The following is a 26,238-nucleotide window of genomic DNA, read 5'->3' as shown; positions in this document are numbered from 1 at the left end:
TCACCTATCGGTCGGGGCGTCGGGCCGCGCGGGCCGACGGGAGGCGAGGCTGGCAACGGTCGTGATCAGGAGGGTTCCGACGATCACGCCGAGCGAGACGCCGGTGGAGATCTCGGGGAGGGCGGTGACGTGCTCGCCGCCGTTGATGAACGGCAGTTCGTTGGTGTGCAGCGCGTGGATGACCAGCTTGGCGCCGATGAAGGCGAGGATCACGGCCAGCCCGTAGGCCAGGTAGACCAGGCGGTCGAGCAGGCCGTCGATGAGGAAGAACAGCTGGCGCAGGCCCAGGAGGGAGAACGCGTTGGCTGCGAAGACCAGATAGGTCTCCTGCGTGAGGCCGAAGATCGCCGGGATCGAGTCGACGGCGAAGATGACGTCGGCCGTGCCGATCGCGATGAGCGCGACGGAGAGCGGGGTGATGAACCGCTTGCCGTCGACCTTCACGGTCATGCGGTCGGAGGCGTAGTCGTCGGTCGTCGGGACGATCCGCCGGACGGCGCGGAGGACGGCGTTCTCCTGGTAGGCCTCCTCCTTGCCGTGGCCGCCACTGCGGGCCTGCACCCAGGCGGTGTAGATGAGGATCGCGCCGAAGAGGTAGAAGACCCAGCTGAAGTTCTCGATGGCGGCGGCGCCGACCAGGATGAAGACCGTCCGGAGCACCAGGGCGAAGGTGATGCCGAACAGCAGCACCTTCTGCTGCAGCTGCCTGGGCACGGCGAACGTGGCCATGATCAGCACGAAGACGAAGAGGTTGTCGACGCTCAGGCTCTTCTCGGTCACGTAGCCGGCGAAGTACTCACCCGCGTACTCGGCGCCGGAGAACCACAGGACGAGAAACCCGAAGACGACCGCGGCGCCGACGTAGACCGCCGACCAGATCGCGGCTTCACGCAGTGTCGGCGCGTGCGGCGTGCGCACGTGCCCGACGAAATCGAAGATCAGCATCCCGACGATCACGGCGATCGTGAGAGCCCAGACGAGGAACGGGACGTCCATACGGCGACAAACCTCCGGCAACTGGCATGCGTCAGTTCCGGAGGTCTCTCCCGCCGCCGGCCGGAGGCCGTCGACCGGCAGCGCCGGAGGTCATGGGACCTCGTGATGACGACACTGCCGCTGGGGATACTCCCCTCCACGTGCGAACGCCGGCTGCGGAGCAGTCGGCGTCCCGGGTCACTCTAGGCGACCCTCCGGCACAACGGCAGCACCCGTCCCGGAGTTCCCCGGCTCGGGCGCCGGTGAGGATTGTCACCGGCCGGGTCAGACTGCCGGGACGGCGATCGTGGGCTACTCTTCGCCCGCTTGAAGGGGAGTATTCCTTCGCAGCGGTGTCGTCATCACGGAGCGCCTCGTCGGCGCGCCCGGTGCTGCTGGTCCTCGGAACGCGGACGGAAGAGACCTTCGAAACCGTCGTCTTCGGCGACCCTTCGGAGGATTCGTGTTCACAGCCGTGCCGCCGCTCGTCTGGCTCCTCACCGGGCTCGGCTTCGCCGCCGTCGTCGTGCTCGACCTGGTCGTCATCGCCCGCCGCAAGAGCGAGGTGACCATCCGGCAGGCGACGCTGTGGGTGCTCTTCTACGTCGCGTTGGCCGCGCTGTTCGCGGTCGGACTGTTCGTCTTCCGCGACGGCAGGTCCGGCAGCGAGTTCGTCGCCGGGTACATCACCGAGTACAGCCTCTCGGTGGACAACCTCTTCGTCTTCATCATCATCATGGCGCGCTTCGCGGTGCCCGCCCTCGCCGTCGACAAGGTGCTCTACATCGGCATCGTCGCTTCGATGGTGCTGCGCGGCGTGTTCATCGCGGCCGGTGCCGCGGCGATCTCGGCGGCCAGCTGGGTCTTCTACTTCTTCGGCGCCTTCCTCATCTACACCGCCGTCAAGCTGGCGCTGGAGGGCGAGAACGACGAGGAGGACTTCACGGAGGGGGCGGTGCTGCGCGGGCTGCGCCGGGTGCTGCCGATGACCGCCGAGTACGCCGGCCCCCGGCTGGCCACGCGGGTGAACGGCAAGCGGCTGCTGACCCCGCTGATCATCGTGATCGCCGCGATCAGCATCGCGAACGTCGTCTTCGCCCTCGACTCCATCCCGGCCATCTTCGGGCTGACGCAGGACCCCTACATCGTGCTGACGGCCAACGCCTTCGCGCTGATGGGGCTACGGCAGCTGTACTTCCTCATCGGCGGGCTGCTCGAGCGGATCATCTACCTCAACGTCGGGCTGTCGGTGATCCTCGGCTTCATCGGCGTCAAGCTGGTCATCGAGGCGCTGCACGGCTCGCACATCGATCACCTGGGGGCCGTGCCGCTACCAGAGATCGGCATCGCCACGTCGCTGCTGTTCATCCTCGCGACGCTGACCGTCACCGTCGGGGCGAGCCTGGCGAAGACCCGGATGGACGCTCGCCGCTCGCTCTAGATGGGGGCCGCCGGCTCTTGGGCAGGGCTGCGACGGCGGCGTCGTAGGAGGCGTCGATCAGCTCGCGGAGCTCGTCGTCAGGGACGTCGGCGGCGAGGTCGACGGAGTTCCATCCGTAGCGCCCGGTGTAGTGGCTGGTGGTGATCGCTCCCGGGTAGCGGTCCCGCCACTCGGCCGCCTCGACAGCGTCCCGCCCGCACTTGACGCTGAACGAACCCGGCCCGATGAAGGCGAAACCCTTGCCGCCCACCTTGGCGACGAGCTCCTCCTCCCCCCAGGGATAGTCGAAGGACCCCGTCCCCCTCACCCCTCGCAAGCTCGGGGCGAGCCTCTGGACGGGGCCTATCACGCGTGCGCGGCGTCGAACTGGCGCAGCTCCTTCTTCAGCTCCTGCAGCTCGTCGCGCAGCCGGGCGGCGACCTCGAACTGCAGCTCGCGGGCGGCGGCCAGCATCTGCTCGTTCATCTGCGTGATCAGGTCGGCGAGCTCGTTGCGCGGCAGGCCCTGGACGTCGATCGACCCCGCCTTGGTCTTCGGGGCCTTCTTCGACGACAGCCCGGGCACCGGCGACTTCCCCCGGGACTGCTGCCGGCCGGACCCACCGATCAGCTCGGCCGACTCGGAGTCCTCCGCCTCGCGGTAGATGCCGTCGAGGATGTCGACGATCTTCTTCCGCAGCGGCTGGGGGTCGACCCCGCGCTCGGTGTTGTAGGCGATCTGCTTCTCGCGGCGCCGGTTGGTCTCCTCGATGGCGAGCGCCATCGACGGCGTGATCTTGTCCGCGTACATGTGCACCTGACCCGACACGTTGCGGGCCGCACGCCCGATGGTCTGGATCAGCGACGTGCCCGACCGCAGGAACCCCTCCTTGTCCGCGTCGAGGATCGCGACGAGGGAGACCTCCGGCAGGTCGAGGCCCTCCCGCAGCAGGTTGATGCCGACCAGGACGTCGTACTCGCCCTGCCGCAGCTCCCGCAGCAGCTCGACGCGGCGCAGGGTGTCGACCTCGGAGTGCAGGTACCGGACCTTGATGCCCAGCTCGAGCAGGTAGTCGGTGAGGTCCTCCGACATCTTCTTGGTCAGCGTGGTGACCAGGACCCGCTCGTCCTTCTCGGTGCGCAGCCGGATCTCGTGCACCAGGTCGTCGATCTGGCCCTTCGTCGGCTTGACCACCACCTCGGGGTCGACCAGGCCGGTGGGGCGGATGACCTGCTCCACGAACTCGCCGCCGGTGCGGCCGAGCTCGTAGTTGCCGGGGGTCGCCGAGAGGTAGACCGTCTGGTGGATCCGGTCGGTGAACTCCTCCCACTTCAGCGGGCGGTTGTCCATCGCCGAGGGCAGCCGGAACCCGTGCTCGACGAGGGTGCGCTTGCGGCTCATGTCGCCCTCGTACATGCCGCCGATCTGCGGCACGGTGACGTGCGACTCGTCGATGACCAGCAGGAAGTCGTCGGGGAAGTAGTCGATGAGACAGCTGCCGGCGCTGCCGGCCGCGCGGCCGTCGATGTGCCGCGAGTAGTTCTCGATGCCGGAGCAGAAGCCGACCTGGCGCATCATCTCGATGTCGTAGGTGGTGCGCATGCGCAGCCGCTGGGCCTCGAGCAGCTTGCCCTGCTTCTCCAGCTCGGCGAGCCGCTGCTCGAGCTCGGCCTCGATACCGCGGATCGCCCGCTCCATGCGCTCGGGGCCGGCGACGTAGTGGCTGGCGGGGAAGACGAACAGCTCGTCGACCTCGCGCACGATCTCACCGGTCAGCGGGTGCAGGTAGTAGAGGCGCTCGACCTCGTCACCGAACATCTCGATCCGGCACGCCAGCTCCTCGTACACCGGGAAGACCTCGATCGTGTCGCCCCGCACCCGAAACGTGCCGCGGGTGAAGGAGAGGTCGTTGCGGGTGTACTGCTCGGTGACCAGCGTGCGCAGCAGGTCGTCACGGTCGCGGGACTCCCCCACCTTGATCTTGAGTGCGCGCTCGACGTACTCCTGCGGGGTGCCCAGGCCGTAGATGCAGGAGACGGTGGAGACGACGATGACGTCGCGCCGGGTGAGCAGGCTCTGGGTGGCCGAGTGCCGCAGCCGCTCCACCTCCTCGTTGATCGAGGAGTCCTTCTCGATGTAGGTGTCGGTCTGCGGGACGTAGGCCTCGGGCTGGTAGTAGTCGTAGTACGAGACGAAGTACTCGACGGCGTTGTTGGGCAGCAGCTCGCGGAACTCGTTGGCCAGCTGGGCCGCCAGGGTCTTGTTCGGCGCCATCACCAGCGTCGGCCGCTGCACCTGCTCGATCAGCCACGCCGTCGTCGCCGACTTGCCGGTGCCGGTGGCCCCGAGCAGGACGACATCCTTCTCCCCCGCGTTGACCTTCTCGGCCAGCTGCTGGATCGCGGCCGGCTGGTCGCCCGAGGGCTCGAACTCGCTGACGACGGTGAAGCGCCCCTGGGTGGGCCGGATGTCGGTGGACGTGCGCACGGGACGACGGTACGACGAGGGTGTGACAGAACGGGTCCCAGCGCTTTCCGGGCCGGTTGGTGCAGGGGTGGTCGGCGAGACGAAGGCGCTACTTGTCCTGGCGGCGGCGCCGCCCTAGCGTGCCTGGTCGCAGGACGGTCCCGGCCGGGACCAGCGCCACCCGGGCACGTCCGGGCGAGGTCGGCCCCGGCCCGAGGAGTCTGCGCACGACGCCCTCCGCGGTTGCGACCGCGGGGGGCGTCGTCGTCCCGCGTGTCGTCGTCCCGTGTCGTCGTCCCGCGCGCGGAGCGGCCGGACTCACACGTGTCGCAGGTGTGCGGAAGGGTGTGCCGGGGCACCCGACAGCCGCCACCCCCGTGCAGAGCGTGCGGGCGGGCTCCGATCAGAAGGAACACACCCACAGATGACGCAGGTCTGGCCCGGCAGCGCCTACCCCCTCGGGGCCACGTACGACGGCACCGGCACGAACTTCGCGATCTTCAGCGAGGTGGCCGAGAAGGTCGAGCTGTGCCTCTTCGACGACGACGGCAACGAGGAGCGCATCCGGCTCCCCGAGATGGACGGCTACGTCTGGCACGCCTTCCTGCCGGGCATCCACCCGGGCCAGAAGTACGGCTTCCGCGTCACCGGCCCCTACGACCCGGAACAGGGCCTGCGCTGCAACCCCCACAAGCTCCTGCTCGACCCGTACGCCAAGGCGATCGACGGCCAGATCGACTGGAACCCCTCGCTGTTCGGCTACGACTTCGAGACCAAGGAGCGCAACGACGAGGACTCGGCGCCGCACATGCCGAAGTCCGTCGTCACCAACCCGTACTTCGACTGGGGCGTCGACCGGCCGCCGAACACGCCGTACCACAAGACGGTCGTCTACGAGGCCCACGTCAAGGGCCTGACGATGACCAACCCGCGCATCCCCGAGGAGCTGCGCGGCACCTACGCCGGCGTCGCCCACCCCGCCACGATCGAGTACCTCACCGACCTCGGCATCACCGCGATCGAGCTCATGCCGGTGCACCAGTTCGTGCAGGACGACACCCTGCTGCAGAAGGGTCTCCGGAACTACTGGGGCTACAACACGATCGGCTTCTTCGCGCCGCACGACGAGTACGCCAGCGACACCACCACCGGGCAGCAGGTGCAGGAGTTCAAGGGCATGGTCCGCGCCCTGCACGAGGCCGGCATCGAGGTCATCCTGGACGTCGTCTACAACCACACCGCCGAGGGCAACCACCTCGGGCCGACGCTGTCGTTCAAGGGCATCGACAACCAGACGTACTACCGCCTGGTCGAGGACGACAAGCAGTACTACATGGACTACACCGGCACCGGCAACACCCTCAACGTCCGGACGCCGCAGTCGCTGCAGCTGATCATGGACTCGCTGCGGTACTGGGTCACCGAGATGCACGTCGACGGCTTCCGCTTCGACCTCGCGTCCACGCTGGCCCGTGAGCTGCACGCCGTCGACCGGCTGGCCGCGTTCTTCGACCTCGTGCACCAGGACCCGGTCGTCAGCCAGGTCAAGCTGATCGCCGAGCCCTGGGACGTCGGTGAGGGCGGGTACCAGGTCGGCAACTTCCCGGCGCTGTGGACCGAGTGGAACGGCAAGTACCGCGACACCGTCCGCGACTTCTGGCGCGGTGAGGGCGGCACCATCGGCGAGTTCGCCGATCGCATCTCCGGCTCCTCGGACCTGTACCAGCACTCCGGACGCCGTCCCTACGCAAGCATCAACTTCGTCACCGCCCACGACGGCTTCACGCTCAACGACCTCGTGTCCTACAACGAGAAGCACAACGAGGCCAACGGCGAGGGCAACAACGACGGCGAGAGCCACAACCGCAGCTGGAACTGCGGGGTCGAGGGCCCCACCGACGACCCGGAGATCCTGCAGTTGCGCGCCCAGCAGCGGCGCAACTTCATCGCGACGCTGATGCTCAGCCAGGGGGTGCCGATGCTGCTGCACGGTGACGAGCTCGGCCGCAGCCAGGGCGGCAACAACAACGGCTACTGCCAGGACTCCGAGCTCACCTGGATCGACTGGGAGAACGTCGATCAGGGCCTGCTCGAGTTCACCAAGGCCGTCACGAAACTGCGCAGAGAGCACCCGACGTTCCGGCGCCGCCGGTTCTTCCACGGTCGGCCCGTGCGCCGCGGGCAGGGCGAGCCGGTGCCGGACATCGACTGGCTCACCCCCGAGGGCGAGTCCATGACCGACGAGGACTGGGACGTCGGCTACGCCAAGTCGCTGTCGGTCTACCTCAACGGGCTCGGTATCCGCGAGATGGACGAGCGCGGCGAGTACGTGAAGGACGACCACTTCTACCTGGCGTTCAACGCCTCGGACCAGCCGATCGACTTCTGCCTGCCGAGCGACGACTACGCGCCGTCCTGGACTCCCGTCCTCGACACCGCGGAGATGAACGAGGTCGAGCCGGTGGAGGTCAAGCCGGGCGAGACGGTCACGGTGCAGGGCCGGTCGATCGTCGTGCTGCGCGGACCCGCGTTGTGACCGCGGCTCACGGGGGAAACGTTCCGGCGTCCACGTACCGGCTGCAGATCCATGCCGGGTTCCGGCTGCAGGACGCCGCCGACGTCGCCGGCTACCTGGCCGACCTCGGGGTGACGCACGCCTACTCCTCTCCCCTGCTGCGCTCGGCCGAGGGCAGCAACCACGGGTACGACACGGTCGACCACGCGCACATCGACGAGGCGCGCGGCGGGCGGGAGGGCTTCGACCGGTTCGTGGCCGCACTGCACGAGCACGGTCTCGGCCTCGTGCTCGACCTCGTGCCCAATCACATGGGGGTCGCGGACGCCGCCGCGGCGCCGTGGTGGTGGGACGTGCTGACATACGGGCAGCAGAGCGAGCACGCGAGTGCGTTCGACATCGACTGGGAGTTCGGGTCCGGGAAGGTCCGCATCCCCGTCCTGGGCTCGGCGGACGACCTCTCCGAACTCAAGGTGGTGGACGGCGAACTGCACTACTACGAGAACCGTTTCCCGATCGCGCCGGGCACCGAGGAAGGCACGCCGCAGGAGGTGCACGCCCGCCAGCACTACGAGCTGGTCGACTGGCGGCGCGCCGACTCCGACCTCAACTACCGCCGCTTCTTCGCCATCAACACCCTCGCCGGCCTGCGGGTCGAGGACCCGGCCATCTTCGACGCGACCCACGAGCTGGTGCTCCGGCTCGTGCGCGACGGAGCGGTCGACGGCCTGCGGATCGACCATCCCGACGGCCTGGCCGACCCCAAGAGCTACCTGGAGAGACTGGCCCGGCTGTCCGGTGACAGGTGGACGGTCGTGGAGAAGATCCTCGAGCCGGGTGAAGACCTGCCCGAGACCTGGCGGACGGCGGGGACGACGGGCTACGACGCGCTCGCCGAGGTCGACGAGGTGCTCGTCGACCCGGCCGGCGAGCCCGCGTCGACCGCGCTGGACACCGAACTGGCCGGTCGCACCGTCGACTACGCGGAGCTCGTCCACGACTGCAAGCGCGAGGTCACCGACGGAATGCTCGGCTCGGAGGTGGCCCGGCTGGTCCGGGTGATCGGCGAGCTGCCCGGCGTCGACGCGGCGCAGCAGACCGAGGCGCTGGCCGAGCTCCTCGCCACCTTCGGCGTCTACCGCAGCTACCTGCCGGACGGGCGCGAGCACCTCGACGCCACGGTGGCCGCGGTCCGCGAGCGTCGTCCGGACCTGGTGGCCGCCCTCGACGCCCTGCACCCGGTGCTCGCCCAGGCCGGGACCGAGGCGGCGACGCGCTTCGAGCAGACCAGCGGGCCGGTGATGGCCAAGGGGGTCGAGGACTCCGCCTACTACCGCTGGGCGCGCTTCGTCGCGCTCAACGAGGTGGGTGGCGACCCGGCCCGCTTCGGCAGCACGGTGGCGGAATTCCACGCCGCCCAGCAGCGCCGGGCGGAGCGCTACCCGCAGTCGATGACGACGCTGTCGACGCACGACACCAAGCGCAGCGAGGACGTGCGCGCCCGGCTGGCGGTCCTGTCCGAGGTCCCCACCGAGTGGGCGGATCTCGTGCGCTACCTGCTCGCCCGCCACCCGCTTCCCGACCGGCCGCTGGCACACCTCGTGTGGCAGAACCTGGTGGGCGCGTGGCCCCTGTCGCGCGAGCGCGCCCACGCCTACGTGGAGAAGGCGGCCCGCGAGGCGGGGACGTCCACGACGTGGACCGATCCGGACGAGGAGTTCGAGGCGCACCTGCACGACCTCGTGGACGCCGCGTACGACGACGAGGCGACCGCGGCGCGGATCCACAAGTTCGTCGAGCGGATCGCCGGCTTCGGCCGATCGAACTCGCTGTCCCAGAAGTTGCTCCAGCTGACCATGCCGGGCGTCCCCGACGTCTATCAGGGCACCGAGCTCTGGGACCACTCGCTGGTCGACCCCGACAACCGCCGCCCGGTCGACTACGCGAAGCGCCGGGAGCTGCTGGCCGCGCTCGACGCCGGCGACGTGCCGGCCGTCGACGAATCGGGAGCGGCGAAGCTGCTCGTGGTCTCCCGCGTGCTGCGTGCCCGCCGGGATCACCCCGAGTGGTTCGCGGGGTACGAGCCGGTCGCGGTCAGCGGGTCGGGCGCCGACCACGTGGTCGCGTTCGACCGCGGCGGCGTGGTGGCGGTCGCCACCCGACTGCCGGCCTCGCTCGCCGCCGCGGGCTGGGGCGACACCGCGCTGCAGTTGCCGAACGGCCCGTGGCGCGACCTGCTCACCGGGCAGCGGTTCGTCTCCGCCGCCGCCGGGATCGCCGCCGATCTCGTCCTGGCCACGCTCCCGGTGGCGCTCCTGGTCCGCGACTGAGGAGGACCGCACGCGCTGCGGTCGACTGCGCGCAATCAGATAGCGCGTCCCGGCGTGGCGCCGACACGCCGGGACGACTCGCACGGAGTGGCCCTGTCCGACGGGCCCGCGGCGGCACGAGCACCTAGCGTCCCTCGGGCGCCCTGCCCAGCCTCGGCCGGGGTGCGAGGTGCCGGACCGCCCAACCTCGTCCGCCGGCAGCCTGACACCGACTCATCCAGGACGGGGGCGGGGGAACCGATCTTCCCGGCGCGCTTGCGCGTCTTGGGGTGAAGCCGCGCCGTGCGTCCTGGCGCCACGCGGCCGGGCAATCCGATTCGCCCGAACCCGACAGCTCACCTCGCAGGCGGTGATCGGAGGATCACCCATGTCCGAGAACGTCTCCATGACGCGCGCCCTCGTCCGTCATCCGCTGCGCACCGGGGCGGTCGTCCTCGGCGCCGCAGCCGTCGGCGTCGGCGCACTCGCCGCACCTGCGTCCGCGGCCGAGCACGACTGGTCCGGGGTCGCCCAGTGCGAGTCCGGCGGGAACTGGAGCATCAACACGGGGAACGGCTACTACGGCGGGCTGCAGTTCAGTGCGTCGACGTGGTCGGCCTTCGGCGGGGCCGAGTACGCCCCCCGTGCGGATCTCGCGTCAGCGGCTGAGCAGATTGCCGTGGCGGAACGGGTCCTGGCCGGTCAGGGCATCGGTGCCTGGCCGACGTGCGGGCACAACCTGAGCGGTGGTTCGACACCGGCCGCGGACACCGCGGCACCCGTGCCGGCCGCGGCACCGGCCTACATCGCCACACCCGCCGTCCAGCTCACGCCGAGCGGCGGGACGTACATCGTGCAGCCGGGAGACACCCTGTCGACCATCGCGGCCGAACAAGGATCCGCCGGTGGTTGGCGGGGACTGTGGGCGCTCAACGCGGGAACCATCCCCGATCCGAACCTCGTCTACGTGGGTCAGACCCTGCGGCTCTGACCACGGAATCCTGACGGCAGGGTTCTGACAGGTGGGCGGCGTGCGCCGCCCACCTGTCAGAACCGGATCGCGTCGATCACCTTCGCGCGGACGGCGATGATCGCCGGGAGCAGCCCGGCGAGCGCGCCGACCAGGGTGGCGGCGACGAGACCCTGCACGGCCGACGAGACCGGGAAGCCCGGGGCGTCGGCCAGCGGGATGCCGTTGTTCAGCAGCCGGTCCAGCGGCAGGTTGCGCACCAGCACGATCGACGCGCCCACGGCGGCCACGCCGGCCAGCGCGGTGGCGCAGACGCTCTCCAGCATCACCGCCGCGAAGATCCGCCCGGACGTCGCCCCGAAGCTGCGCCGGACGCCGATCTCCCGGATCCGCTGCCGCACGGTGACCAGCCCGATGTTGAGGACACCCAGCCCCCCGAGCAGCAGCACGATCCCGCCGGCGCCGCGGACCGCGAGCCGCAGGATCGACAGCGCCTCCTCGATGCCCGGGAAGTCCTGCCGATAGGCGTCGACGTGCACGCCGTGCAGGGCCAGACCGAGATCGTGCCGCACCGTCGTCATCACCTGCTCCGCCTGGTCGGCCGGGACCCACAGCTCCAGCGAGGTGGGGCCGTACATCGACGGTCCCCCCGTGGCCGAGCCCTCCCAGGGGCCGGTCGACCGGTCGACCCGGTAGGCCAGGAGCTCATCGCCGTAGCCGGCCCGCACGACGCCGACGATCGTGGCCCGGACCGGCACCGGTCCGCCGATCACCACCGTGGGCCTGCTGGAGAGGTCCGCTGCCCCCAGCGCACCGAGGAAGGCCTCGTTTACGACCAGCGCCGGGGAGAAGCTGGTCCGGTCCCCGTCGCGCAGCCATCGACCCTCGACCGGCTCGATCCGGTGCAACGCGCCGTAGGACGGGGAGACCCGCTGCACCTGGATCGCCCGGGTGCCGCCGGGCAGGCGGAAGAGGCCCTGCTCGTAAGCGCTGCTCGCCGACGTCGTGATGCCGTACCGCTCCACCAGGTCGGAGACCGCGCTCTCCCACTCCGCGGAGTCCGGCGAGTTGCCGGTGGCCGGGTCGAACGCCGTCACCGCGACGGTCGCGGGCCGCCCCCCGGACCGCTCGCCCTGCTCCTGCTGCGCCTGGGCGAGCAGCTCGCCGAGCGCCGACACCGTCGTCATCGCGAACACGGCGAGGAAGACGCCGACGAGCGAGAGGACGACGCGGCTCTTGTGCACCCGCACCTCGTCCCACGCCTCGGCGAGGGACCCGAGCACCCCCGTCACGAGGTCACCTCGCTGGCGCTCGTCGACCCCGTGCCCGGAGCCGGTGCTCCACCCATGCGTGACCTCGCAAGCTCGGTCACGTGTTGGCCCGGTCGGACGTGACCGCCCCCAGCGCGCCGGCCTCCACCAACGGCGAGAGGTGTCCCTCGGCCAGCCGGTACTGCCGCGAGGCGAGGGCCGCCACGGAGAGGTCGTGGGTGATGGTGATGAGGGCGGCGCCGTTCTCGGCCGCCGCCTGCGCCAGCAGCGCCATCACCTGGGCCCCGGTCTCGACGTCCAGCGCGCCGGTCGGCTCGTCCGCGAGGACGACGCGGGGACGGCGGACCAGTGCGCGCGCGATGGCGACCCGCTGCTGCTCACCACCGGAGAGCCGCTCGGGCACCTGGTCGGCGCGGGCGCCGAGCCCGACCCGGTCGAGCATCTCGCGCGCGGCCCGGCGGCGGGTGAGGTACTCCCGGCCCCGGGCGTAGAGCAGCGGCGCGGCGACGTTCTCGGCCGCGGTCCGGCGGGGCAGCAGGTTGAACTGCTGGAAGACGAACCCGAACATCTCGCCGCGCAGCCTGGACCTGCGGCGGGCGCGCAGCCGGTCGGCGGCCTCCCCGTCCAGGACATAGGTGCCCGACGTCGGGGTGTCCAGCAGGCCGAGCAGATTCAGCAGCGTCGACTTCCCCGAACCCGACCGACCCACGATCGAGACGTGCTCGCCCGGAGCGACCGACAGGTCGACCCCGGTGAGGATCGGCAGGAGCGACTCGTCCGGCAGCCGCACCGAGCGGCTGATGCCGCTCATCTCGATGAGGCTCATCCGTAGGGACCGCCCATCCTCGGGTCCTCGACGGTGTCGTTCGGCACGGGCACGAACTGCAGCACCTGCTCGCCCTCGCTGAGGCCGTCGCGCACCTCGACCAGCTCGCCGTCGGTGATGCCGAGGGACACGGCCCGCTGCTCCTGCGACCCGTCGTCGCCCACGACCCAGACGTTGCCCTTCTGCACCGCACCCTGGACGGCGGTCACCGGAACGACGAGGACGTTCTCGGCGACCCCCGCCTGGATCCGCACCGTGGCGGCCATGCCCGGGAAGACCGTCACGCCCGCCGGCACCTGGCACCGCGCGGTCGTGCCACCACCGGAGACGGGCTGCGGCTGGGCCCCGGTGCCGTCGTCCGGCGGGCTCGCCGTCCCGCCGGCCGTCACCCCCAGCTTCAGGCCGCTGCAGGTGAACGGCGCCGGGCCGCCCTGCACCTCCACCTCGGCGGTGGTGGGCGGAGCGAGCAGCCGGAACTGGTCGGTCTGGCTGACGGCGGCCGTCACGGACAGGGTGCCCGGTGAGACGGCGCCGATCTTGTCGCCGACGGCGACCACCTGGTCGACCAGCACGTCGACGGCGGTGACGGTGCCGGCGGCCGGCGCCGGCACGGTCGCGGTCTTGACCAGGGGCGGGCGGGGCGCCGACGTCGGGTTGCCGTCGGCGTCGGTGCCGGCGACCGGGTCGCGCTCCTGCTCGTACCGGATCTCGAGCAGGGCCTGGCCGGCGGTCACCGTCGACCCGGCCGGCACCAGCAGCTTGCGGACCGTGCCGGCCGCGGTCGCCCTCACCGGCACCGCGTCGTCGGCGACGACCGCCCCCGTCACCGAGACCGTGTTGGTGACGCTGCCGCGCGCGACCGGGACCGGCGGGGAGTTCAGCTCGAGCGTCGGGGCGCCCGGCCCGGACGCCGTGGCCCCGGAGTCGCCGCCCCGGAACGCCAGGACGACGAGCGCGGCCGCGATGACCGCCCACACCAGCAAGCGCAGCGCGGGGAACACGACGGTGCGTACGACGCTCATGGCCGAGAGTATGCATACCGCGTATGCACATGACCAGGGAAACACGCGCGGTTCCGGAACCGTGACGTCGGCCGTACCGGATCACGTCGGCCCGGAGGGTTCGACGCCTGGGTGCCGGGCATGATCGAGCCGCCGTCCCCACCGCCGTCCCTGGAGGCCCCCTGCATGTCCGCTCCCGCCGAGTTCTCCGTCTGGGCGCCCCTGCCCGAGCGGGTGCGGATCCAGGTCGACGGCGAGGTCCACGACATGACCCGCGAGGACGGGGGCTGGTGGCGGGCGGAGGTCGAGGCGGGCCCCGAGGCCGACTACGGCTTCCTGCTCGACGCCAACGACGTCCCGCGCCCCGATCCGAGGAGCCGCCGCCAGCCCGACGGCGTGCACGGGCTGTCACGGCGGTTCGACCCCGACACCTACGAGTGGGGGGACGACTCGTGGACCGGCCGGCCGCTGGCCGGCGGCGTCGTCTACGAGCTGCACGTCGGCACGTTCACCCCCGAGGGCACCCTCGATGCCGCGATCGGCCGGCTCGGCCACCTGGTGCGGCTCGGCGTCGACTTCGTCGAACTGCTGCCGGTCAACGCCTTCAACGGCACGCACAACTGGGGTTACGACGGAGTGCTCTGGTACGCCGTGCAGGAGGAGTACGGCGGTCCCGCGGCCTACCAGCGCTTCGTCGACGCCTGCCACCAGCAGGGCCTCGGCGTGATCCAGGACGTCGTCTACAACCACCTCGGCCCGTCCGGGAACTACCTGCCGGAGTTCTTCCCCGTCTTCGCCGAAGGCGGCGCGAACACCTGGGGCAACTCGATCAACCTGTCGGGCCCGGACTCCGACGAGGTGCGCCGCTACGTCATCGACAACGCGCTGATGTGGCTGCGGGACCTGCACGTCGACGGGCTCCGGCTGGACGCCGTGCACGCGCTGGTCGACGAGCGGGCCACCCACGTGCTGGAGGAGATGGCGCAGGAGGTCGACAAGCTGTCGGTCGCCGTCGGCCGGCCGCTCACGCTGATCGCCGAGAGCGACCTCAACGACCCGCGCGTGGTCACCCCCCGGGTCGCCGGTGGTCTCGGGCTCACCGCGCAGTGGAGCGACGACTTCCACCACTCGCTGCACGCGCTGCTGACCGGCGAGGGACAGGGCTACTACTCCGACTTCGCCGAGGCCGGGCTCGGCGGCCTGGCCAGGGTGCTCACCGGCGCCTTCTTCCACGACGGCACGTGGTCCAGCTTCCGCCGCCGCCACCACGGCCGGCCGGTCGACACCGCGACGCTGCCCGGCTGGAAGTTCCTGGGCTACCTGCAGGACCACGACCAGATCGGCAACCGCGCGGTCGGCGACCGGATCTCGGCGACCCTCTCCCCCGGCCTGCTCGCCGTCGGTGCCACCCTGGTGCTGACCAGCCCGTTCACCCCGATGCTCTTCATGGGCGAGGAGTGGGGCGCCGGCACGCCGTGGCAGTTCTTCACCAGCCACCCGGAGCCCGAGCTCGGCAAGGCCACGGCCGAGGGGCGGATCGGCGAGTTCGCCGAGCACGGGTGGGACGCCGACGTCGTCCCGGACCCGCAGGACCCGGAGACCTTCACGCGGTCGAAGCTGGACTGGTCGGAGCTGTCGCACGAGCCGCACGAGCGGCTGCTGGCCGTGCACCGCGCGCTGATCGCGCTGCGCCGGGCACATCCCGATCTGCTCGACACCGACCTGTCCGCCGTCCAGGTCACCTGGGACGACGCGGACAGCTGGCTGGTCGTGCACCGCGGTTCGCTGCGCGTGGTGGTCAACCTCGCCGACGCCCCGCGCGAAATCGACCTCGACTCCCCCGCGGGCGACGTCCTGTTCGCCACGTCCGAGCTGCCCGTCCTCGACGGCAGGACGGTGACGCTCCCCGCGGAGAGCGCCGCGGTCCTGAGCACCCGCTGACGTGCGCCGCCTGCTGCCCGACCCGGCGAACCTGGACGGGGCCGGCCTGGTCGACGCCTACCGGCTGCCCGAGGGCCGCCACCTGCGGGTCAACTTCATCGCGTCGCTGGACGGCGCGGTGACCGTCGACGGCCGCAGCGAGGGGCTGGGGTCGCCCGGGGACCGGCAGGTCTTCCAGGTGCTGCGCGCGCTGGCCGACGTCGTCCTCGTGGGGCACGGCACCGCGGCGGCCGAGGGCTACCGGCCGATGACCGCCGACTCCGCCGTCGGGCGGCTGCGCACCTCGATCGGCCGGCCCGCGACCGCACCGATCGCGATCGTGTCGAAGCGGGCGTCCCTCGACCCGGAGAGCGGCCTGGTCACGGGGGCCGTCTCCCCCACGATCCTGATCACCTGCGCCGCGTCCGACGAGAGCCGCCGGGCCGGACTGGAGGCGGCCGGGGTCGTCGTCCTGGTCTGCGGCGACGACGAGGTGGACCTCCCGCGAGCCGTCGACCGGCTGGCAGAGCTCGGACACGAGCAGGTGCTGTGCGAGGGCGGTCCGACGCTGTTCCGCGACGCGCTGACGGCCGGCGTGGTGGACGAGCTGGATCTCTCGATCGCGCCCGCCCTGGTCGGGCAGCAGCACCGGCTGGTGGAGGGGTTGCCGGACGTCGTCCGGCTGGACCTCCGCCAGGTGGTCGAGGAGGACGGCGTCCTCTTCACGCGCTACAGCGTCGGCAGCAACAGGTAGCTTCCGGCCCGACGCGCCCGTCGGACGGCCAGCCCGTCCGGCGACGCTGTCGTCGGTCTCCCGTGGTGCGGGGGGCGTGACGGATCCACCCCGAAGGGTGAGAAACCTGGGTCATCGATCCAGCACCGACGGGAGTGCGCCGACGCCTTCCGGGACGCCCGCTACGGAAGGTGGGCCTGCCTAGGGGTCCCACGATGAGCTCATCCCCCGCGCGCCGTCACCGCGGTCTCACCCTCGCGACAGCCGCCCTTGCCGTCGCGGCAGCCGCCACGGTCGTCGTGGCATCCTGCGCACTGGCACTGACGTCCTCCGGGACGGCCACCGCCGAGCCCGCGCCCTCGGCGTCCGGCTCGTCCGCGGAGACCGCGCCTGCCGACGGTGTGCGCACCCTCGTGACCGATGAGACCGAGGCCGTCGAAGGCGGGGAACGCGGCGTCGCTCGCTCCCGCACGGTGAAGGTGGACACCGCGGCTCTTCCCGACAACGCCGCCGAGGCAGCACAGCAGATCGCGCTGCCGCTCTTCGACGACACCACGGTCGTGGTCGACCTCTCCGCGCCAACGCTCCGGTCCAAGGCCGGATACCGGACGTGGAACGGAACGATCGACGGGGACAAGGACAGCACGGTCGTTCTCGTCGAGCAGGCCGGAGTGCTCTCCGGGATGGTGTCGAGCAAGGACGCCACGTACCGGCTCCGCCCGATGCCTGACGGCCGCACCCGGATCGAACAGGTCGACGCGTCGCAGTTCCCCGACGAGGAGGACGTCGCGGTACCGACCCCGGAGGCGGACACCGGAGGCGTGGTCCAGGGCACCACCGGCGTCGTCCCGCCGACCGTCAGGGACTCCGACGCTCCTGTCATCGACGTGCTGATCGCCTACTCCACCGCGGCGAAGACCCGCGAGGGCGGACAGGCCGTCATCGACGCCGACGTCGCACTGATGATCGAGCAGACCAACAGCGCATTCGCCACTTCGGGCATCAATGCCTCGGTACGCCTCGTGCACTCGGCGGAGGTCGCCCTCAACAGCCCGGTCAACGGGACGACGCTCGGCAAGCTGGCCGGCACGACCGACGGTGTCTACGACGAGTTGCACGTGCTGCGCGACCAGTACGGCGCCGACCTGGTGGCCCTCATCACCGACAACCCGGGTGGCTCGGCCTGCGGCATCGGCTACCTCATGAACAACGTCAGCCCGTCGTTCGCGGGATACGGGTTCAGCGTCACCGACACCGGCTGCGCCACGGGCAACATGTCGTTCACGCACGAGCTGGGACACAACTTCGGCGCGTCCCACGACCGGGCCGTGGCCAACGGCACCGCTCCGTGGTCCTACGGCTACGGCTGGGTCAACGCGCAGCAGGGCTGGCGGACCGTCATGGCCTACGCCAACGCCTGCCCGACCTGCGTCCGTCTGCTGCGCTTCTCCAACCCGGACCTGACCTACAGCGGTGCTCCGACGGGCGCGCCGGCGGGTGCGGCGAACGCCGCGGACAACCGGTCGGTGCTCAACATGACGGCCAGCACGGTCGCCGGCTTCCGTGGCGGCGCCGCTCCTGCGTCGCTGACCCTGACGGCTCCGACGACCGGGCAGCGCGTGATCGCGTCCGGGAAGCTGAGCGCGACCTGGTCCACCAGCGGATACCTGGGCTCGGATGCCAAGGTGGAGCTGCTGCGCGGCGGCATCCTCACGAAGGTGCTGACCTCGAAGGTCGCGCTGGGCACCGGACGGTACGACTACGTGGTTCCGTTGGCGACGGCCCGCGGTGACGACTATCGCCTCAGGGTCACCCCGCTACTGGCACTCCAGTACGCGGTCACGAGCGACGTGTTCTCCGTCGTCGACCCCTCGTTCACCCCGGCGTTCACCTCCGCAGCAGCTGCCGGCGGCACCGCTCGAGTGACCTGGACCTACACCGGGGCGCCCGGCGGGACCGTCAAGGTCGAGCTGCTCAAGGACGGGAAGTTGCTCGCCGTCCTCAAGAGTGCCGCTGTGCTGGGTACCGGCGGCGTCGACGTCACGCTGCCTGCCGCTCTGAACAACGGCGCGGGGTACCAGTTCCGCACAACCCTCTCGGCCCTGCCCAAGGCCCCGGCGGTGACCGATGAGTTCTCGGTGGGCAGCACCCGCCAGTTGGTGGTCACCTCCCCCGTGTCCGGTACGACCGCGACTGCGGGCGCACCGCTGACGGTGGCCTGGACCGCCTCCGGCGAGCTCGGCGTCTCGGTGAAGGCCGAGTTGGTCAAGGGGGACCTGGTGGTCTTCACCAGCCCGGTGACCCCCACGGCCGGCGGCAGCCTCACCTTCACCGTCCCGGCGAAATTGCCGACCGGCGACGATTACAAGGTCCGGCTGGTGCCTGTGTCGTTCCCGACGGTGATCGCGACGCGGGGGTTGGCAATCGACGGAACCTCGGTGACGGTCACGTCACAGAGCACACCGGGTTCCGTCATCGCCGGACAGCGCATCGCGATCACCTTCGCCACGGTGGGCGTTCCCGGCACGGCAGTGAAGCTGGAGGCGGTGTCGCCGCCTCTCGGGCCGGTGACGGTCGTCGCCAGCCTCCCGTTGGCGACGGGCGCCTATGACTGGCCGGTGCCGGTGAACCTGCCGAAGGGCGACTGGAAGATCCGCGCGACGGTCGTGGGCAACACCCTGGTGTCGGGCACTTCTGCGGCCTCGATCACCGTCGGGTGGCCCCAGGTGTCGGCGTCCGCCTCGTCCTCCGGTGTTGCCGGCGCACCGGTGACCGTGTCCTGGGCGTTCACGGACGGCGCGGTTGCGCCGGTCAGGATCCGCCTCATGCAGGGCACTCGGGCAGTCAGCACACTGACCACGAGCGGCCAGACGTCCAGCTCCGGGACGGGCTCCCTGACCTATCGCCTGCCGGTCAACCTCGCGCCCGGAAGCTACGAGTTCGAGGTGGCACCGGCGGCCAACACCGCGATCCTCGGAACGACCTCCGTTGCGGTGGTGCGGCCGACCCTGACCTCCTCGGGTGCCTCCTCGGTGGTTCGCGGACAGACCGCCACCATCGCGTGGTCGTTCTCGTCCGGGGCTGCTGTCCCGGTCCGGATCGACCTGGTGCAGGGAACGAAGGTCCTGACGGTCAAGAGCGGTGCGGTGACCGCGGACGACGGCACCGGGTCGTTCGTCTACCAGGCGCCGGCCACATTGGCTCCGGGCACCTACACCTTGCGGATCCGCCCGGTCCTGCTCGCGGCCAGCAACGTGGTCGAGGTGACGAGGACGTTCACGGTCACCTGATCGGCGACCTGCGAGGTGGCGCGCTCCCCGAGACGCGCCACCTCACAGGCCCGTCGCCGACGCGACGCTCCTGACCGTTCCGGGGGGACGAGGACGGGGTCCTGTTCACCCGCTAAGGCGTCCGGGGGCGCGGTAGCCGACGGCCTGGGCGCGACCCAGCGCGTCCAGGGTCTCCTCGACGGTCAACAGCACCGTGGTCTCGATCGAGCTGAGCGCTCCGCCGCCCCTGATCGCGAGGGCCACCGCCGCCATCGAGACGTTGTCGGGCGCCTCCCAGAGGCTGATCCCGTCGTGGGTCCCGAACGCGTACCAGAACCCGTGCAGCTTTCCGCCGACCGACTCGATGTAGGCGGTCACGGCCCGCCGGCGGTCCTCGGGCTCGGCGATCATCATCGCCCAGGTCTCCGGGGTGTAGCTGAATCTGGTCAGGTACATGGGCATCGTCGCGCCTCCTGGGTGAACGCCTGGGGCAGCGACGCTAGGGCTCGGTACCGGACGACGGCGACCGTTCCGCGCGCGGTCGTGCCTCCCGGGCGGGTCCAGCCGCACTCGACGGACCCGAGCGCGGTCCCGGCGTCCCCCGTCGGCACTCGAAGGACCTCCAGCGGACCGGGCTCCCCCGCCCCCCGCCAGGTCCGGCCGACAGACGGATCGAGGGTGTCGCTCCTGCTCTGGTGCTGTGCCTCGACGCGACCGCTGATGAACTCGAGCAGCTGCGTGACGGCGATGGGGTCGCGCGCCCCGTCGTAGATCCAGCGCGTGCCGAGGACGCCGTGCTCGGCGGTGCCGATCAGCGCGTCCTCCGATCCGGCCAGCGGCCCGGACCGGTAGGTCATCGGCACCGCGTACGTCGTCCCCGAGGTCGCATCCCCGACGAGCAGGAACTCGATCCCGACCTCGCCCCCCGGGTCGTCGAGGCGGAAGCCGCCGGCCTTGCTCAGCTGCGGCACCGCCCCGGGGGCGCGGTACCACGGCTGACTCGGCAGCCAGTCGGTCAGCAGCTCCAGCTTGCCCGGCGACAACGTCGTCCCGGTGTGGATCGTGGCCATGGCCACAGCTTCGCAGGCCCCGACCTCCATCCGCCTGCTTGACTGACCCGCATGGACCTCCCCGTGCTCCCGCCGGTCAAGCCCATGCTGGCCAAGGCGGCGACCAAGCTCCCGGTCGGTGACGGCGTCTACTACGAGCCCAAGTGGGACGGCTTCCGCTGCGTCGTCTTCCGCGACGGGGACGAAGTGGAACTCGGCAGCCGCAACGAACGGCCGCTGACCCGGTACTTCCCCGAGGTCGTCGCCGCGGTCAAGGCCAACCTGCCGGAGAAGTGCGTCGTCGACGGCGAGATCGTCGTCCCCCGCGGCGACCGGTTGCACTTCGAGGACCTGCTCCAGCGCATCCACCCGGCCGAGTCGCGGATCAACCTGCTGGCCGAGCAGACGCCGGCGTCGTTCGTGGCGTTCGACCTGCTGGCGATCGGCGACGAGTCGCTGCTGGACACACCGTTCGCGCAGCGCCGGGCGCGGCTGGAGTCGAAGCTGGGCGGCGCGCAGGCACCCGTCTACGTCACCGCGATCACCCAGGACGCGGACACCGCCCAGCGCTGGTTCGACACCTTCGAGGGCGCCGGCCTCGACGGCGTCGTCGCCAAGTCCGCCGACCTGCCCTACGGGCCGGACCAGCGGCTGATGACCAAGATCAAGCACGTGCGGACGGCGGACTGCGTCGTCGCCGGGTTCCGCTGGCACAAGAGCGGGCCGATCGTCGGCTCGCTGCTGCTGGGGCTCTACAACGACGCCGGCGACCTGCAGCACATCGGCGTCGCGGCGTCCTTCCCGATGGCCCGCCGCGCGGAGCTGGTCGAGGAGCTGGCGCCGTACCGGGCGAACGCCCTCGACGGACACCCGTGGCAGGACTGGGCCAACGCGCAGGTGATGGGCGACGGCGAGCACCGCATGCCCGGCGCGGTCAGCCGCTGGAACGCGAAGAAGGACCTGTCCTGGGTGCCGCTGCGCCCCGAGCTGGTCGTGGAGATCAAGTACGACCAGCTCGAAGGCCGACGACTTCGTCACACCGGCCAGTTCCTCCGCTGGCGTCCCGACAGGGACGCGCTGAGCTGCACGTACGACCAGCTCGACGTCCCCGTCCGGTACGACCTGGCCGAGGTTCTCGCAGGCTGAGGTCCCCCGATCGGTAGCGAGCGCCTGCACCGCGGTCGTACGCCTCCTAGGCTCGTGATCATGCGTCTGCACCGAGGCCTGGCGGCCGTCCCATCCAGCCTGTTCGCCCTCGGTCTCGCGGCGACCATGGCCCTGACGGGCTGCACGTCCTTCTCCGACGCGGTCGCGACAGGCTCCTCGAAGTCCGCCTCGACGTCTCCGAAGACGGCCGAGCCGAAGGCCGCGTCGATCAAGTGGAGCGACTGTGACGAGCAGATCCAGCCGCTGATCGCCGGTCAGCCGGGCAGCGACCGCAACCTGAAGTTCGAGTGCGGCCGCACCGAGGTGCCGATCAGCTACGACGAGCCCCAGGGGGCCACGCTGCCGCTGTTCCTCGTCCGCGTCGTCATGGCCGGGCAGACCGACCGGATCGGGTCGCTCGTGGTCAACCCCGGTGGGCCCGGCGCCTCCGGAGCCGACGCCGCCATCGGGCTGGCGCTCACGCTGCCCGCCGACGTGATGAGCCGGTTCGACATCGTCGGTTTCGACCCGCGCGGGGTCGGGCTGTCGACACCGGTCGAGTGCATCTCCGACGACATGAAGGAGCGCATGGTCGCCGCCGAGCCGCGGCCCACCACCGACGCCCAGCTCGACGACGCCTTCAAGCTCACCAAGCAGGTCGCCGACGGCTGCGCCAAGCAGTACGGCGACGCCCTGGGCACGTTCAACACCGTCGACACCGCCCGCGACATGGAGCAGCTGCGCCAGTCCCTCGGCGACGACAAGCTGACCTATCTCGGCTACTCCTACGGCACGACGCTGGGCTCGACCTACGCCGAGCTGTTCCCGAAGAAGGTGCGCGCCTTCGTGCTGGACGCGGCGGTCGACCCGAACACCGACCCCAAGACCGACGCGGAGGCCAGCGCCAAGGCGTTCGAGGCCGGCTTCGACGCCTTCGCCGCCAACTGCGTCGCCCTCATCGCCGGCTGCCCGGTCGGTGCGGACCCCCGCCAGTTCGTGAACGACCTGCTGACCCAGGCTGCCGCGACGCCGATCCCGAGCAGCCAGGAAGGCGAGACGCGCAAGGCGACCCCGGGCGTCGTCATGACCGCGGTGCAGGCGGCGCTGTACGACACCGCGTCCTGGCCGCAGCTCGCCCAGGGCCTGGCCGCCGCGCAGAAGGGCGACTCCAAGGGCCTGTTCTCCCTCGCCGACAGCTACTCCGGCCGGCTCAAGGACGGCACGTACTCCAACCTCTTCGACGCGAACCTCGCGATCAACTGCGCCGACACCGACAAGAAGTACAGCGAGAGCGAGAGCGAGATCCGCAGCCTCGCGGTCGACTGGGGTCAGAAGTACCCGCTGTTCGGTGCCGGCTCGGCCGTGGGGCTCTACACCTGCTCGGTGTGGAAGGCCCACCGGACGCCGCTGCCCGAGCGGGACGCCGCCGGCAGCGCGCCGATCGTCGTCGTCGGCAACACCGGCGACCCGGTGACACCGGAGCCCGGCGCCAAGGACATGGCCGACGACCTGGCCAACGGCGTCCTGCTGGTCTGGCAGGGCCAGGGGCACACGTCCTACCCGAAGACCCAGTGCATCACCGACGCGGTGGACAACTACCTGATCAACCTCGCCCCGCCGATCGACGGCCTGACCTGTCCTGCCTGACCACCGCGTCGGGTAGGAATTCGCCATGGCCAGCAGCAAGGACGCCGTCGTCCTGGACATCGACGGGCACGAGGTGCGCGTCTCCAATCCGGAGAAGCCGTACTTCGGCGACCGGGGCATCCGGAAGATCGACGTCGTCGAGTACTTCGTGTCGGTGGGTCCGGGCATCCTGAACGCCCTGCGGGACCGGCCGACGACGCTCGAGCGCTGGCCCGGCGGGGTGTTCGAGGGCGCCCGCATCTCCACCCGCGTCGACAACACCGGCGACGCGTTCTACCAGAAGCGAGTGCCGAAGAACGCGCCCGAGTGGGTGCCGACGGCGCACATCACGTTCCCCAGCGGGCGGACGGCGGACGAGATCGCGCCCGACTCGGTGGCCGTGGTCGCGTGGTGCGCCAACCTCGGCACGCTGACCTTCCACCCGTGGCCGGTCTCGAAGGGCGACGTCGAGTCCCCCGACCAGATCCGCATCGACCTCGACCCGCAGCCGGGCACCGACTTCTCCGACGCCGTGTGGGTCGCCCTGCACGTGCGGGAACTGCTGCACGAGATGGGCATGGAGGGCTGGCCCAAGACCTCCGGCGGCCGCGGGGTGCACATCTACGTGCCGATCCAGCCGCGGTGGACCTTCCAGCAGGTGCGCGGCGCGGTCATCGCCTTCGGCCGCGAACTGGAGCGGCGCCTCCCCGACCGCGTGACCATGAACTGGTGGAAGGAGGAGCGCGGCGAGAAGATCTTCATCGACTACAACCAGATGGCCCGGGACCGCACGATCGCCTCGGCGTACTCCATCCGGCCCAAGCCGCACGCTCCCGTCTCGGCGCCGCTGGACTGGGACGAGCTGCCCGACGTCTCCCCGTTCGACTTCGACGTGCTGACCATGCCCGACCGGTTCCGCGAGGTCGGCGACAAGCACGCCGGCATGGCCGACCACGCCTTCTCGATCGAGCCACTGCTGGAGCTGGTGGAGCGCCAGGCGCGGGAGGGCCTGGGCGAGATGCCGTGGCCGCCGGACTACCCGAAGATGCCCGGCGAGCCGATGCGCGTCCAGCCGAGCCGCGCTAGGCGTCCGAGCAGCGACGAGACCTGAGTTCACGCCTGGGCGAGCTCACCGAAGCTGCTGCTCGGGTTGCGCGGGCCGATGACCGTCGACGGAGTCCACGAGGCACTCGAAGTGCGCGGCCGCGTCGACAGGGCTTGTCGAGGACACGCCTGGAGTTGTGTGCCTACACGATCTCGCACCAGAGACCCCGGAGCAGGTGACAAGGCAAGCGTCATCGATCGAAGACGCCTACGAACTGCGACATACGGGTCAGTGCGGTAGCCGGGCGATGCCCGGCAAGTCCCGCACCAGCGCGGCCACCTCGGCGACGCGCTCGGCCGGCAGCCCGAAGGTCAGCGCCTCCTCGACCTTCGCCGTGCGCCGCTGGGCCGTCATCGGGTTCGCTGGGTGTCCCAGCGCGTGGCGGACCGTGCGCTCGCTGACGCCGCTCGAGGTGAGTACGACGGCCCGACCTGCGTAGCGGTCCTCAGCCGTCGTCTCCAGGTCAGGTACCACGGCGACCTTCTCTACCATCGCCGCCAGGTCCGGCCGGACGAGCGCCTGCTCGGTGAACTGGGCCGGCCCGAGCGCGCGGTCCGTAGCCGCGGCCGCGCCGACCCACGGCAGGCAGTAGCGCGCGGCGTACGAATCGGTGGCGACGGGCTCGGGCATCACGGTGGGCACGACCGCGTCGACGTGGAGCTCGATGCGGAGAATGTCGCCAGCGGCGATGTCGTCCTCGACGACGGCGGCGAGCAGCGCGTCGATCACGGCGTGGCAGCTACCGCAGCAGGAGTACGGCTTCTGGGCCAGCCCCCAGGCCGTCTCGATGCCGTGCTCGCCGGTGGCCACGGCGTCGGCCAGCAGCCGCGCACCGTCGGCGGACCCGTGGTCGCCGTGCATCACGGCGGCCATGCCGCGGGGCGCGAACAGCCAGGCGGCCGAGGACTCGGCGCCGGCGCGCGCCAGCAGCGCTGCATGCACGCCCGCGCGGGTCGCATTGCCGGCGTGCACCGCCTTGGTCATGGTGCCGAAGTTTGCGCGCAGCCCGGCCGCCGCGGATGCGGCAATGCCCAGCGCATGTCCCGACCTGACCCGGTCCAGGCCCATCGCGCGGGCCGCGGCAGCCGCCGCGCCGACGGCGCCGACGGTCGAGGTGGCGTGCCAGCCCGAGTAGTAGTGACCGTGCGACATCACCAGGCTGACCAGGTAGTCAACCTGGTACCCGGTCAGGTACGCGTCGAGCAGATCCTCGGCGCCGCGGCCCTCGGCGGCCAGCAGGGGCCAGGTCGCGCCCAGCAGGACCGAGCTGCAGTGCCCGTGCATCGGGTGCATGTAGTCGTCCCAGTCGAGCGCGTGCGCCATGACGCCGACCAGGAAGGCGGCGTCGAGCGGACCCACCCCCGGCTCCGCCAGCAAGGTGCCGGGAGGTGCCGCCGGCGCGAGGTCCAGCGAGACGCGAGCGACCCGGGTCTGCTCCTCCGCGCGGGCGGCGACCGCCACGGCGAGGGTGTCCTGAAGACCCTGCCAGGCCAGTTCGACCGCTCGCTGGCTCCAGGTGGGCGGTGAGGAGACGACCTCGGCGAGCAAGGCCTCGCACCTGCCGCCGGTCAAGCCGCCAGGCATGTCTTGGGTCGTCGTCATCGTCCTTGCGCCCCTCATGTCGTGGCACTCCGCTG

19 protein-coding genes and 1 riboswitch are annotated in these 26,238 nt (G+C 71.0%); of the genes, 10 read left to right on the top strand and 9 right to left on the bottom strand.

Annotated features, from left to right (window positions below; translation table 11 throughout):
• Entirely contained in the window at positions 1-996 is a 996-nt protein-coding gene (locus AC2H4J_RS18835; protein ID WP_487466426.1) for a TerC family protein, read from the bottom strand.
• A gap of 442 nt (positions 997-1,438) precedes the next feature.
• Here AC2H4J_RS18835 and AC2H4J_RS18830 point away from each other — a divergent pair, with 442 nt between their 5' ends.
• Positions 1,439-2,416 (top strand): TerC/Alx family metal homeostasis membrane protein, encoded by a 978-nt coding sequence (locus tag AC2H4J_RS18830; RefSeq protein WP_487466425.1) that lies wholly within the window; start codon positions 1,439-1,441, stop codon positions 2,414-2,416.
• Here the strand turns inward: AC2H4J_RS18830 and AC2H4J_RS18825 are convergent.
• A complete protein-coding gene (locus AC2H4J_RS18825; RefSeq protein WP_487466424.1) occupies positions 2,361-2,723 on the bottom strand; it encodes an MmcQ/YjbR family DNA-binding protein in 363 nt (120 codons plus the stop codon). The genes AC2H4J_RS18830 and AC2H4J_RS18825 overlap by 56 nt on opposite strands.
• A gap of 38 nt (positions 2,724-2,761) precedes the next feature.
• Entirely contained in the window at positions 2,762-4,882 is a 2,121-nt protein-coding gene (gene uvrB / locus AC2H4J_RS18820; RefSeq protein WP_487466423.1) for an excinuclease ABC subunit UvrB, read from the bottom strand.
• A 403-nt stretch (positions 4,883-5,285) separates the two neighbouring features.
• On the opposite strand from uvrB, the gene glgX reads away from it, so the two are divergent.
• The 3 genes from glgX to AC2H4J_RS18805 all read left to right on the top strand — a co-directional run bounded on the left by glgX (position 5,286) and on the right by AC2H4J_RS18805 (position 10,676).
• A complete protein-coding gene (gene glgX / locus AC2H4J_RS18815; RefSeq protein ID WP_487466422.1) occupies positions 5,286-7,397 on the top strand; it encodes a glycogen debranching protein GlgX in 2,112 nt (703 codons plus the stop codon).
• Positions 7,394-9,706, top strand: coding sequence for a malto-oligosyltrehalose synthase (treY, locus tag AC2H4J_RS18810; protein ID WP_487466421.1), 2,313 nt, complete (start codon positions 7,394-7,396; stop codon positions 9,704-9,706). Before glgX ends, treY begins: the two co-directional genes overlap by 4 nt.
• 199 nt (positions 9,707-9,905) lie before the next feature.
• Positions 9,906-10,070, top strand: a riboswitch (cyclic di-AMP (ydaO/yuaA leader).
• A gap of 3 nt (positions 10,071-10,073) precedes the next feature.
• A complete protein-coding gene (locus AC2H4J_RS18805) occupies positions 10,074-10,676 on the top strand; it encodes a transglycosylase family protein (protein ID WP_487466420.1) in 603 nt (200 codons plus the stop codon).
• A 56-nt stretch (positions 10,677-10,732) separates the two neighbouring features.
• On the opposite strand, the gene AC2H4J_RS18800 is transcribed toward AC2H4J_RS18805, so the two are convergent.
• From AC2H4J_RS18800 to AC2H4J_RS18790, 3 genes are all read right to left on the bottom strand, one after another.
• The gene (locus tag AC2H4J_RS18800; RefSeq protein ID WP_487466419.1) at positions 10,733-11,947 is read right to left on the bottom strand and encodes an ABC transporter permease; all 1,215 of its coding nucleotides are present in this window, start codon (positions 11,945-11,947) and stop codon (positions 10,733-10,735) included.
• Between the two features lie 76 nt (positions 11,948-12,023).
• Positions 12,024-12,752, bottom strand: coding sequence for an ABC transporter ATP-binding protein (locus tag AC2H4J_RS18795; protein WP_487466418.1), 729 nt, complete (start codon positions 12,750-12,752; stop codon positions 12,024-12,026).
• Positions 12,749-13,774 (bottom strand): efflux RND transporter periplasmic adaptor subunit, encoded by a 1,026-nt coding sequence (locus AC2H4J_RS18790; RefSeq protein ID WP_487466417.1) that lies wholly within the window; start codon positions 13,772-13,774, stop codon positions 12,749-12,751. Before AC2H4J_RS18790 ends, AC2H4J_RS18795 begins: the two co-directional genes overlap by 4 nt.
• Before the next feature lie 165 nt (positions 13,775-13,939).
• On the opposite strand from AC2H4J_RS18790, the gene treZ reads away from it, so the two are divergent.
• From treZ to AC2H4J_RS18775, 3 genes are all read left to right on the top strand, one after another.
• Positions 13,940-15,694 carry a malto-oligosyltrehalose trehalohydrolase gene (gene treZ / locus AC2H4J_RS18785; RefSeq protein WP_487466416.1) on the top strand — a complete coding sequence of 585 codons (1,755 nt, stop codon included), beginning with the start codon at positions 13,940-13,942 and terminating at the stop codon, positions 15,692-15,694.
• A gap of 1 nt (position 15,695) precedes the next feature.
• Positions 15,696-16,427, top strand: a complete 732-nt coding sequence (locus AC2H4J_RS18780) for a dihydrofolate reductase family protein (protein ID WP_487466415.1) — start codon at positions 15,696-15,698, stop codon at positions 16,425-16,427.
• 194 nt (positions 16,428-16,621) lie between these two features.
• Positions 16,622-19,696 carry a Ser-Thr-rich GPI-anchored membrane family protein gene (locus AC2H4J_RS18775; protein WP_487466414.1) on the top strand — a complete coding sequence of 1,025 codons (3,075 nt, stop codon included), beginning with the start codon at positions 16,622-16,624 and terminating at the stop codon, positions 19,694-19,696.
• A gap of 105 nt (positions 19,697-19,801) precedes the next feature.
• Here the strand turns inward: AC2H4J_RS18775 and AC2H4J_RS18770 are convergent, their stop codons facing one another.
• Together AC2H4J_RS18770 and AC2H4J_RS18765 are read right to left on the bottom strand one after the other, a co-directional pair.
• Positions 19,802-20,137 (bottom strand): GYD domain-containing protein, encoded by a 336-nt coding sequence (locus AC2H4J_RS18770; protein WP_487466413.1) that lies wholly within the window; start codon positions 20,135-20,137, stop codon positions 19,802-19,804.
• The gene (locus AC2H4J_RS18765; protein ID WP_487466412.1) at positions 20,122-20,745 is read right to left on the bottom strand and encodes a maltokinase N-terminal cap-like domain-containing protein; all 624 of its coding nucleotides are present in this window, start codon (positions 20,743-20,745) and stop codon (positions 20,122-20,124) included. Before AC2H4J_RS18765 ends, AC2H4J_RS18770 begins: the two co-directional genes overlap by 16 nt.
• Before the next feature lie 51 nt (positions 20,746-20,796).
• On the opposite strand from AC2H4J_RS18765, the gene AC2H4J_RS18760 reads away from it, so the two are divergent.
• The 3 genes from AC2H4J_RS18760 to AC2H4J_RS18750 are packed head-to-tail and all read left to right on the top strand — an operon-like array spanning position 20,797 to position 24,607.
• The gene (locus AC2H4J_RS18760; protein ID WP_487466411.1) at positions 20,797-21,870 is read left to right on the top strand and encodes an ATP-dependent DNA ligase; all 1,074 of its coding nucleotides are present in this window, start codon (positions 20,797-20,799) and stop codon (positions 21,868-21,870) included.
• A 60-nt stretch (positions 21,871-21,930) separates the two neighbouring features.
• Entirely contained in the window at positions 21,931-23,517 is a 1,587-nt protein-coding gene (locus AC2H4J_RS18755) for an alpha/beta hydrolase (protein WP_487466410.1), read from the top strand.
• Between the two features lie 25 nt (positions 23,518-23,542).
• On the top strand, positions 23,543-24,607 hold the full coding sequence (locus tag AC2H4J_RS18750; protein ID WP_487466409.1) for a DNA polymerase domain-containing protein: 1,065 nt from the start codon (positions 23,543-23,545) through the stop codon (positions 24,605-24,607).
• A 222-nt stretch (positions 24,608-24,829) separates the two neighbouring features.
• Here AC2H4J_RS18750 and AC2H4J_RS18745 read toward each other — a convergent pair whose 3' ends face one another.
• Entirely contained in the window at positions 24,830-26,203 is a 1,374-nt protein-coding gene (locus AC2H4J_RS18745; protein WP_487466408.1) for an MmgE/PrpD family protein, read from the bottom strand.
• Positions 26,204-26,238: the final 35 nt, after the last annotated feature.

Source organism: Blastococcus sp. OS1-29, from assembly GCF_057628075.1.
The sequence above is the reverse complement of the archived record's forward strand: the minus strand, read 5'-3'. Positions and strand labels throughout refer to the sequence as shown.

Coding starts and splice junctions, on each gene's coding strand:
- AC2H4J_RS18835 (WP_487466426.1), bottom strand. CDS start 996: ATGGACGTCCCGTTCCTCGTCTGGGCTCTCACGATCGCCGTGATCGTC.
- glgX (WP_487466422.1), top strand. CDS start 5,286: ATGACGCAGGTCTGGCCCGGCAGCGCCTACCCCCTCGGGGCCACGTAC.
- AC2H4J_RS18805 (WP_487466420.1), top strand. CDS start 10,074: ATGTCCGAGAACGTCTCCATGACGCGCGCCCTCGTCCGTCATCCGCTG.
- AC2H4J_RS18795 (WP_487466418.1), bottom strand. CDS start 12,752: ATGAGCCTCATCGAGATGAGCGGCATCAGCCGCTCGGTGCGGCTGCCG.
- AC2H4J_RS18790 (WP_487466417.1), bottom strand. CDS start 13,774: ATGAGCGTCGTACGCACCGTCGTGTTCCCCGCGCTGCGCTTGCTGGTG.
- treZ (WP_487466416.1), top strand. CDS start 13,940: ATGTCCGCTCCCGCCGAGTTCTCCGTCTGGGCGCCCCTGCCCGAGCGG.
- AC2H4J_RS18775 (WP_487466414.1), top strand. CDS start 16,622: ATGAGCTCATCCCCCGCGCGCCGTCACCGCGGTCTCACCCTCGCGACA.
- AC2H4J_RS18770 (WP_487466413.1), bottom strand. CDS start 20,137: ATGCCCATGTACCTGACCAGATTCAGCTACACCCCGGAGACCTGGGCG.
- AC2H4J_RS18765 (WP_487466412.1), bottom strand. CDS start 20,745: ATGGCCACGATCCACACCGGGACGACGTTGTCGCCGGGCAAGCTGGAG.
- AC2H4J_RS18760 (WP_487466411.1), top strand. CDS start 20,797: ATGGACCTCCCCGTGCTCCCGCCGGTCAAGCCCATGCTGGCCAAGGCG.
- AC2H4J_RS18755 (WP_487466410.1), top strand. CDS start 21,931: ATGCGTCTGCACCGAGGCCTGGCGGCCGTCCCATCCAGCCTGTTCGCC.
- AC2H4J_RS18750 (WP_487466409.1), top strand. CDS start 23,543: ATGGCCAGCAGCAAGGACGCCGTCGTCCTGGACATCGACGGGCACGAG.
- AC2H4J_RS18745 (WP_487466408.1), bottom strand. CDS start 26,203: ATGACGACGACCCAAGACATGCCTGGCGGCTTGACCGGCGGCAGGTGC.